The sequence below is a fragment of the Streptomyces sp. NPDC054866 genome (assembly GCF_053610745.1).
In genome coordinates this window covers 224079-232431 of sequence record NZ_JBSGZA010000011.1, presented here as the reverse complement: position 1 = coordinate 232431, position 8353 = coordinate 224079, and the positions used below count along the sequence as shown (strand labels likewise).

General features: G+C 70.8%; 6 protein-coding genes, 1 rRNA gene and 1 pseudogene. 4 read left to right on the top strand and 4 right to left on the bottom strand.

Annotated features, from left to right (window positions below; genetic code table 11):
• The 3 genes and pseudogenes from rrf to ACWGI2_RS38890 all read left to right on the top strand — a co-directional run.
• Positions 1-95: ribosomal RNA gene (gene rrf, locus ACWGI2_RS38900) — 5S ribosomal RNA — on the top strand; the annotation flags it as partial.
• 501 nt (positions 96-596) lie between these two features.
• Positions 597-1463 (top strand): annotated as a pseudogene (locus ACWGI2_RS38895) (hypothetical protein); the annotation flags it as partial.
• A gap of 72 nt (positions 1464-1535) precedes the next feature.
• A complete protein-coding gene (locus tag ACWGI2_RS38890; RefSeq protein ID WP_453700622.1) occupies positions 1536-2348 on the top strand; it encodes a hypothetical protein in 813 nt (270 codons plus the stop codon).
• A 73-nt stretch (positions 2349-2421) separates the two neighbouring features.
• Here the strand turns inward: ACWGI2_RS38890 and ACWGI2_RS38885 are convergent, their stop codons facing one another.
• Positions 2422-3699, bottom strand: coding sequence for a DUF1015 domain-containing protein (locus tag ACWGI2_RS38885; protein ID WP_453700607.1), 1278 nt, complete (start codon positions 3697-3699; stop codon positions 2422-2424).
• A gap of 72 nt (positions 3700-3771) precedes the next feature.
• On the opposite strand from ACWGI2_RS38885, the gene ACWGI2_RS38880 reads away from it, so the two are divergent.
• Complete coding sequence (locus ACWGI2_RS38880; protein ID WP_453700605.1) at positions 3772-4800, top strand: HAD hydrolase-like protein; 1029 nt, start codon at positions 3772-3774, stop codon at positions 4798-4800.
• Between the two features lie 583 nt (positions 4801-5383).
• On the opposite strand, the gene ACWGI2_RS38875 is transcribed toward ACWGI2_RS38880, so the two are convergent.
• Genes ACWGI2_RS38875 through ACWGI2_RS38865 form a run of 3 tightly spaced genes read right to left on the bottom strand, consistent with a single transcriptional unit; the run spans position 5384 to position 8306 of the window.
• A complete protein-coding gene (locus tag ACWGI2_RS38875) occupies positions 5384-6217 on the bottom strand; it encodes a siderophore-interacting protein (protein ID WP_453700604.1) in 834 nt (277 codons plus the stop codon).
• Complete coding sequence (locus tag ACWGI2_RS38870; RefSeq protein WP_453700603.1) at positions 6217-7266, bottom strand: ABC transporter substrate-binding protein; 1050 nt, start codon at positions 7264-7266, stop codon at positions 6217-6219. The genes ACWGI2_RS38875 and ACWGI2_RS38870 overlap by 1 nt, the downstream gene beginning before the upstream one ends.
• The gene (locus tag ACWGI2_RS38865) at positions 7266-8306 is read right to left on the bottom strand and encodes an ABC transporter substrate-binding protein (protein WP_453700601.1); all 1041 of its coding nucleotides are present in this window, start codon (positions 8304-8306) and stop codon (positions 7266-7268) included. The genes ACWGI2_RS38870 and ACWGI2_RS38865 overlap by 1 nt, the downstream gene beginning before the upstream one ends.
• Positions 8307-8353 lie beyond the last annotated feature (47 nt).

The following is an 8353-nucleotide window of genomic DNA, read 5'->3' as shown; positions in this document are numbered from 1 at the left end:
AAACGCCCGGTTACATTCCGAACCCGGAAGCTAAGCCTCATAGCGCCGATGGTACTGCAGGGGGGACCCTGTGGGAGAGTAGGACGCCGCCGAACAATCTTTGGAGGACCCTTGGTCCCAGCGTCCACGCTGGGACCAAGGGTCCTTTTTTGTTTTGTCGAAGCGCGCCGGCTACCCGGCTGCGCGAGAATGACTGCGGTACCGAAGACTAGGAGTCACCGATGTCCACCAACTCTCCCGACGAGCGACCGGAGCGCGGGCAGCGCAGCCGGGACGGTGGCGACCGGGGCGGATACCGTGGCGGCGCACCGCGTCGCGACGGCGACCGCAGTGGCGGCGGGCGCCCTCCGTTCCGTCGCGACGACCGCTCCACCTCTGGTGGTCCCCGTCGCGACGACCGTGACCGGGGTGCCCCTCGTCGCGATGACCGTGGTGGCGAGCGCGGTGGCTTCCGCCGTGACGACAACCGTGGTGGCGGCGGTGACCGGGGCGGATTCCGCCGCGACGACCGTTCGACCTCCGGCGCCCCGCGCCGCGACGACAATCGGGGTGGCGGCGGAGACCGCCTCCCGTTCCGGCGCGATGACCGCCGGGATGACCGGCGTGACGACCGCGGTGGTGACCGTGGCGGCTTCCGTCGCGATGACAACCGTGGAGGCGGTGGCGGCTACCGCGGGCGCGATGACCGTGAGGGCGGTGGGCGTCCTCCGTTCCGTCGCGATGACCGCTCGACGTCTGGCGCCCCGCGCCGTGACGACCGCCGTGACGGCGACCGTCCCGCATTCCGCCGTGATGACCGTTCGACCTCCGGCGCCCCGCGCCGTGACGACCGGCGCGATGGCGGTCGTCCCCCGTTCCGTCGTGACGACCGCCGTGATGACCGCCGCGACGACAACCGTGGTGGCGGCGACCGTGGCGGCTTCCGTCGTGACGACAACCGGAGTGGTGGCGGTGACCGTGGTGGTTTCCGCCGTGACGATCGCCGTGATGACCGTGGTGGCGACCGCGGAGGTTTCCGCCGCGATGACCGCCGTGACGACAACCGTGGTGGTGGCGGTGACCGTGGCGGTTTCCGGCGCGACGATCGCCGTGATGACCGGCGCGATGACCGGCCCCGTGGTGGCGACCGTCCCGCTTTCCAGCGTGATGACCGTCGTGACGACAACCGTGGCGGCGGTGACCGTGGCGGCTTCCGCCGTGACGACCGTCGCGATGACCGCGGTGGCGACCGCGGTGGGTTCCGCCGTGATGACCGAGGCAGTGACCGTGGTGGCGATCGCGGCGGTGACCGTGGTGGCTTCCGTCGCGATGACAACCGTGGCGGCGGCGGTGGCGGCTTCCGTGGCCGTGATGACCGTGGCGGGCCGCGACGCGATGACCGTGGCGGGCGGCCCGGCGGGTTCCGTGGGCGCGATGACCGGCGTGACGGCGACCGTGGGGGATACCGCGGGCGTGACGACCGGGACCGTGACCGCGAGCCCATCAAGCGGCTTCCGATCCCCGAGGACGTAACGGGCCACGAGATCGACAAGGACGTGCAGCAGGAGCTGCAGAGCCTTCCCAAGGGACTCGCTGAGGACGTCGCCAGGAACCTGGTGATGGTCGCCAACCTCATCGACGAAGACCCCGAGCAGGCCTACGAGTACTCGCGGATCGCGCTCCGGCTCGCCTCGCGTGTCGCCGCCGTACGCGAGGCGGCGGGCTTCGCCGCGTACGCGACCCAGAAGTACAGCGAGGCCCTCGGTGAGTTCCGGGCCGCCAAGCGGATGACCGGGAGCGTCGAGCTCTGGCCCGTCATGGCGGACTGCGAGCGCGGTATGGGCCGGCCCGAGAAGGCGCTGGACATGGCCGGTGCGCCCGAGGTGCAGAAGCTGGACAAGCCGGGGCAGGTCGAGATGCGTCTCGTCGCCGCCGGTGCGCGGCGTGACCTGGGGCAGATCGATGCCGCCATCGTCACCCTCCAGGGCCCCGAGCTGGCGTCGAACTCCGTTCAGCCGTGGACCGCGCGGCTGCGGTACGCGTACGCCGACGCGCTGCTCGCGGCGGGGCGTGAGGACGAGGCGCGCGAGTGGTTCGCGAAGGTCATCGAGTCCGACAAGGACGGCAGCACCGACGCGTCGGACCGCCTCGCCGAGCTGGACGGTGTCGAGTTCGTCGACGCGCTCCAGGACGACGCGCAGGCGCCGGTCGCAGAGGCGGCGCCGGTCTCGGAGCCCGATGTCGTCTTCGTCGCCCCGGTCCAGGAAGACCAGGGCCAGGACGAGGACGAGGACGAGGGCGTGGAAGAGTTCTACGACGAGGACGACTTCGAGCTGGACGACGACGGTGACGAGGACCGCAAGGCCTGAGCACTGACCTGGTAGTACGACAACGGGCGGGATCCCATCAGGGGTCCCGCCCGTTGTCGTATGTGTGCGTGCTTCAGAAGTCGAGGCTGCGCAGGACCAGGCCCGATGCCGGCTTGGGGCCGAAGGACGTGGACTTGCGGGGCATCGTGACCCCCTGGCGGGCCAGCTCGCGTACGACCTCTTCGCGGACCGGGTGCATCAGGACGGCCGTACCGCCGTCGCGTTCCGCCTTCTCCACCGTGGCCTCGGTGTCGTGGATGTACGCGATGTGCTCCGGGGCGTCCGGGATCTGCCAGATGTGGTCGAGGAGCGTGGAGTGCAGGACCGTCGCGTCCAGGGTGCGCCAGGCCTCAGGGGGGTCGGCCGGGATCGTACGGGCCAGGAGGTCGGGGGAGGGCCGGTCTATGAGGTGGAAGGCGCCGTCACCCGCGAGGAGGAAGGCGTTGCCTTCGGCCGCCGCGTCGGCCAGGGCTTCGAGAGCGCGCGGCAGGGGGCCTTCGACGGTGCGTACGCGGAAGGAGTCCGCGAGGGCGGCCAGGGCCTCGGAGACCGGGAGCCGGTGCAGGTAGCGGTGGATGGAGCGGACCCGGAGCGGGTAGCGCGCGGTGTCCACCAGGAGGACGAGGCCGTAGTCCCAGGGGCCGCCCGACGGATGCTCCGAGCGCAGCCGGAGATTGGTCGCCCAGCGGTGGTGCCCGTCCGCGATCAGCGCCTGGTGGTGGGAGAGATCTGACTGGATCTCGGCGAGGTCGGCGGGGTCGGTGACCGCCCACAGGCGGTGGCTGAAGCCGTCCTCCGTGGTCGTCGACAGGAGAGGCTTGTTCGTCACGGTGCGTTCGACGACGGCCGGCGCGCCCGTGGTGTCGTCGTCCGAGCGGTACGTCAGGAGCAGCGGTTCGAGGTTGGCGCTCGTCGCGCGCATCAGGGCCGCGCGGTCCTCCACGACGTGGGGCATGACGCCTTCGTGCGGCAGGACGATGCCGTCCTCCGCTTCGGAGAGGCGCAGTGCGCCGATGATGCCGCGCTGCAGGATGCCGGCGTCGCGCTGCTCGTAGACGTAGAGGCTGGGCTCCGGGTCGGGCGCGAGGATGCCTTGGGAGAGCCAGGCGTGCAGGGTCTCGGCTGCCTGTTGGTTGCGGGCCGCCGGTGTGGTGGCCTGGGGGAGGATCAGCCGGACGATGTTGTGCGGGTCGGCGGACTCCAGGTGGAGCAGGCCGTCGGGCCGTACGACCACGTCGTACGGCGGGGACGTCACGGCGGCAAGGCTGCCGACCCGTTCGGGGACGTAGCGAACGCCTCGGAACGGGATCAGGTCGAGGCCTCGGTCGTCGGTATGACCCGCTGTGTTCATTGCTGCATCGTATGTGTGTCAGTGGCATAAGCGATGATCGGGGGAGTGGGATCGATCGAGGAGCGATGCGTAATGAGCCAGACCGTCAGGACACGGCCCGAAGGCAGCCGGAATGTGCTGAGTGAGGCGTATGACACGGCGCTGCTCGACCTGGACGGGGTGGTGTACGCGGGCGGTCATGCGATCGCCCACGCCGTCGAGTCGCTCGGGACGGCCAGGTCCGGCGGCATGCATCTCGCGTATGTGACGAACAACGCGCTGCGTACGCCGGACGCGGTGGCCGGGCATCTGACGGAGCTCGGCATTCCGACCGGGGCGGCGGACATCATCACGTCCGCGCAGGCGGCGGCGCGGCTTGTGAGCGAGCAAGTCCCGGCGGGTGCGCGCGTGTTGGTCGTCGGCGGGGAGGGGCTGCGGGTCGCGCTGCGGGAGCGTGGGCTTGAGCCGGTGGAGTCGGCGGACGACGGGCCGGTGGCGGTCGTGCAGGGGTACGGCGGTCCCGAGATGGCCTGGGGCCGGTTCGCCGAAGCCTGTTACGCGATCGCGCGCGGAGTGCCGTGGTTCGCGTCCAACACGGACCTGACGATTCCCAGTGCGCGGGGCATCGCGCCGGGCAATGGCGCGGCGGTCGAGGTCGTACGCATCGCTACCGGGGCGGAGCCGCAGGTGGCGGGCAAGCCGCTGCCTCCGATGCATCGCGAGACGATTCTGCGGACCGGTGCCGAGCGGCCGTTGGTCGTGGGGGATCGGCTCGACACGGACATCGAGGGCGCGTTCAACGGCGAGGTGGACTCGCTGCTGGTCCTGACCGGGGTCACGGACGGTGCCCAGCTGCTCGCCGCACCGCCCGAGCACCGCCCTACGTACGTGGACGCGGACCTGCGCGGCATGCTGACCGGCCAGCCCGAAGTGACCCCGGCGGAGGGCGGCTTCGGCTGCGGCGGGTGGACGGCTTCGGCGCGGGGGCAGGAGCTGGTGCTCGACGGCGAGGGCGAGGTCATGGACGGGCTGCGGGCGCTGTGCGCGGCGGCGTGGACGGAGGCGGGGGACGGGGTGTGCGCGCTGGACGCGGGGAAGGCGTTGTCGCGGTTGGGGTTGTAGCTCGGCTGCGGGCTGGTGGCTGTTGCCTGCGGGGCGCTGGGCGCTGCAAGTTGCTTGCTGGGCGCTGGCGCTGCCCGCCGCTGGCTGGCTGCCGGGCGCTGCCTCGCTGGGCGTCTGGCGTTGGCCGCCGGCCGTTGCCCGTTGCCTGCTGGCCGCCGACCGCTGCCCCTTCGGGCGTTGCCCCGCTGGCCGTTGCCGCTGACCGCCGACCGTTGCCGCTCCGGGTGTTGCCCCGCTGGCCGCTGGCCGTTGCCCCGCTGGCCGCTGCCCGTCGGGCGCTACTCGCCAGCCATCGGGCGCTGCCCCGCAGTTGCCGCTGCCCGCTGCCGACTGTCCGTCGGCCGTTGCCCTGCCGGCCGTTCACCGCCAGCCGCTGGCCCGCCAGCCGTCAGCCGCTGACCCGCCGGGCTCGGCTCCTTGGGCCTGGGAGGGGTACGGGCCTCGGGGAGCCCGCGAGGCTCGGGTGCTTGGCTTGCGGGCATGGGGCCGGCCTGCCCGTGAGGAGTGTCCGTCCCGCGGCGAAGCCCCGGCCAGGGGTGGTCGGGGCTTCGAGTGTTCTGGTGCCGCTTCGGGGCGGGGCGGGTCAGGCCGATTCGTTGCGGTCGATCAGTTCGTCCGTGGTGGTGCCCTTGCGCCAGTAGCCGGAGAAGGAGATCCGCTTGCGGTCGAAGCCGCGGTCGGTGACCAGGTGGCGGCGGACCGTCTTGACCGTCGCGGACTCGCCCGTGACCCAGGCGTACGGCGTGCCCGAAGGCAGCTCGGCGGCGCGGATCGCTGACGGCGTCGCGCCCTCCTCCGTGAGCCAGGTGATCTCGGCGTCGGCCTTCGTGGGCAGCTCTTGCTTGTCCGCTGGGTCGTGGACCTCGATCCAGACGCGGGTCGGTGTCGCGGGCGGTAGCGTCTCCAGGATGGCCGCCACCGCGGGGAGCGCCGACTCGTCGGCGGTCAGCAGGACCCAGTCGGTGTCTTGCGGAGGCCTGAAGTCGTAGGCGCCGTTCTCGTCCTCGATCGGGGCGAGTACGCCGATCCGCGCGCCGGGGCGGGCGGAGCGCGCCCAGCTGGTGGCCGGGCCGTCGTGGGGCGAGGGAGCCGCGCCGTGGACCGCGAAGTCGACGATCAACTCGTCGGGATCGCGGCGCAGTTCCCGCGTGGTGTAGGTGCGCATGATGCCCCGGACGTCGGGGTCGAGGGCGCACCAGTCGGCGTACCAGCGGGATGCGTCGCCTTCCGTCGTGTCCGGCATGACGGGGGCGTCCTGCCCCGGGTGCGGGAGGAAGATCTTGATGCGCTGGTCACGGCCAGCCGAGGCCATCCGGGCCAGGCCTTCGCCGCCGAGGGCCACGCGGATCATGGAGGGGGTGACGTACTCCGTGCGCAGCACGTGGACGTCGAAGAAGTGGTACGGGGAGTCAGTCATCAGGTGAGCCTCTTCGACTTCTCGATGGCGGCGGCGAGTTGTTCGAGCACGGGGGCGAAACCGGCGTAGCTGTAGCGCTCCTCCATCGACCAGGGCACGGTCTGGCCGGCCTTGACGGCGGGGAGCAGCTCCCAGGTGGGTTTCTTCGCGAGCTCCTTGGGCGGCAGCGCGCTCGACCGGTTGTCCATCATGATGAGATCCGCGTGGTATTTGTCGGCGTTCTCCCAGCTGAGGAACTCCCAGAAGCCCCATTCGTCGCTCTTCTTGCCCTCGACGAACTCGACGCCGAGGTCCTTGAAGTAGTTCAGGTCGCAGTAGGAGTCCGGCACGGCGACGTAGAACTGCTCGGCGTCACCGGTCATCGCGAGGACCTTCAGGCCGCGGTTGGCCTTCGCCGCCTTCCGCAGGCGGCGCTCGGCCTTGTCGAAGCGGGCCTTGGCCGCGCGCACCTTCTCCGATTCGAGGTCCCCGCCGAGCGCCTCGGCGAGCTCGGTGTAGCGCTTGAGCGGTTCGAGCAGCGAGACGCGGGCGCCCTTGATGCCGACGGTGGGCGCGAGCGCCTCGATCTTCTTGGTGCTGTCCGCGGGCACGAACCAGAGGGCGGGCGGCGGGAACATGTTGCTGATCAGGAGGTCGGGCTTGAGCGCCGCGTACTTCTCGATGCTGAACTGGTTGAAGGCCTCGCCCAGGCTCGTCAGTTCGTCGACATCGAGCTCGCCCGCCTGGGGGTTGGGCTTGCCGTCCACCGGCTTGGAGGGGCCGAAGACTCCGGTGCAGGTGACGCCGTAGTCGTGCAGGGCCGCCGCTGTGCTGATGTAGGCGACGATGTTCTTCGGGGTGTGGTTCACCTCGGCGGTCTTGCCGCGGTCGTCCTTGAAGCTCCAGGGCTTGGAGCCCGCGCTCTTCCCGGACTTCTCCTCGCTCCCGCCGCAGGCGCTGAGCAGGGCGCCGATGCCGAGGGCTCCGCCGGAGGCGAGCAGGCCGCGGCGGGACATGGCCCCGGGGGCAGACGTGCCTCTGGGTGTGAGGGGGCCGTGGGTGGTGGGCATCAGGATGCCGCCTTCTTCGACTTGTCGACGGCTGCCGCGAGCTGCTCGATGAGCGGCGCGTAGCCGGCGTGGCTGAACTGAGCTTCGTTGGACCAGGAGATGACCTGGTCCGCCTTGACCGCGGGGAGCTTCGCCCAGGTCGGCTTGGACTTCTTGAGCTCGCCGGGCTGGAGGTTGCCGGTCCGTTTGTCGACGAGGATGAGGTCGGCTTCGTATGTGTCGACGTTCTCCCAGCCGAGTTCCTGGAAGAAGCCGCCCTCGGCCGTCTTCGTCGGCGTGACGAACTCGATGCCGAGGTCCGCGTAGTGGCGCAGGTCGGTGAAGTCGGCAGGGTCGCCCACGTAGAGGAGGTCGGCCTGCGCCGCCACCGCCATGACCTTGATGCCGCCTCGGGACTTCGCCGCCTTCGCGGACCTGCGGAGCGTCTCCGAGGCCGCCTCGAAGCGCTTCTTCGCGGCGGTGACCTTCTCCGCCTTGAGGTCGGCGCCGAGGGATTCGGCGAGCTCGGCGAAGCGGCCGATCACCTTCGTCAGAGACGACTTGCCGGTGAGGATGCCGACGCTGGGCGCGAGCGAGGTGATCTTCTTGGCGGAGTCGTCGGGGATGTACCAGAGCCTCGGTGACTCGTTCATGGTGCTGACCAGGAGCTCGGGGCGGAGCTTCGCGTACTTCTCGACGCTGAACTCGCCCCAGGCGTTGCCGATGATGGTCACCTTGTCGACATCGACATCCGCCGCCTGTACGTCGGGTTCGCCGTTCTTCAGCTTCGTCGGGCCGAAGACGCCGGTGCACTCGACGCCGAAGTCGTGCAGCGCGGCGGCGGCGCCGATGTAGGCGACGATGCGGCGCGGGCGTTTCGCGGCCTTCGCGGTGGTTCCGCGGTCGTCCTTGAAGCTCCAGCCCGTGCCGCCGCCCGGCGATTTTGCGCCGTCGTCCTGGCCGCCGCATGCTGTCAGGAGCCCGCCCACACCGAGGGCGCCGCCTGCACTGAGGACGCCACGACGGGTCAGGCCGGGAGGTATCGGGCGGCGGGCATGCATAGGTGGTGCTTCTCTCGTCGAAGTCCAGTGCGAGGGTAGGCTAACCT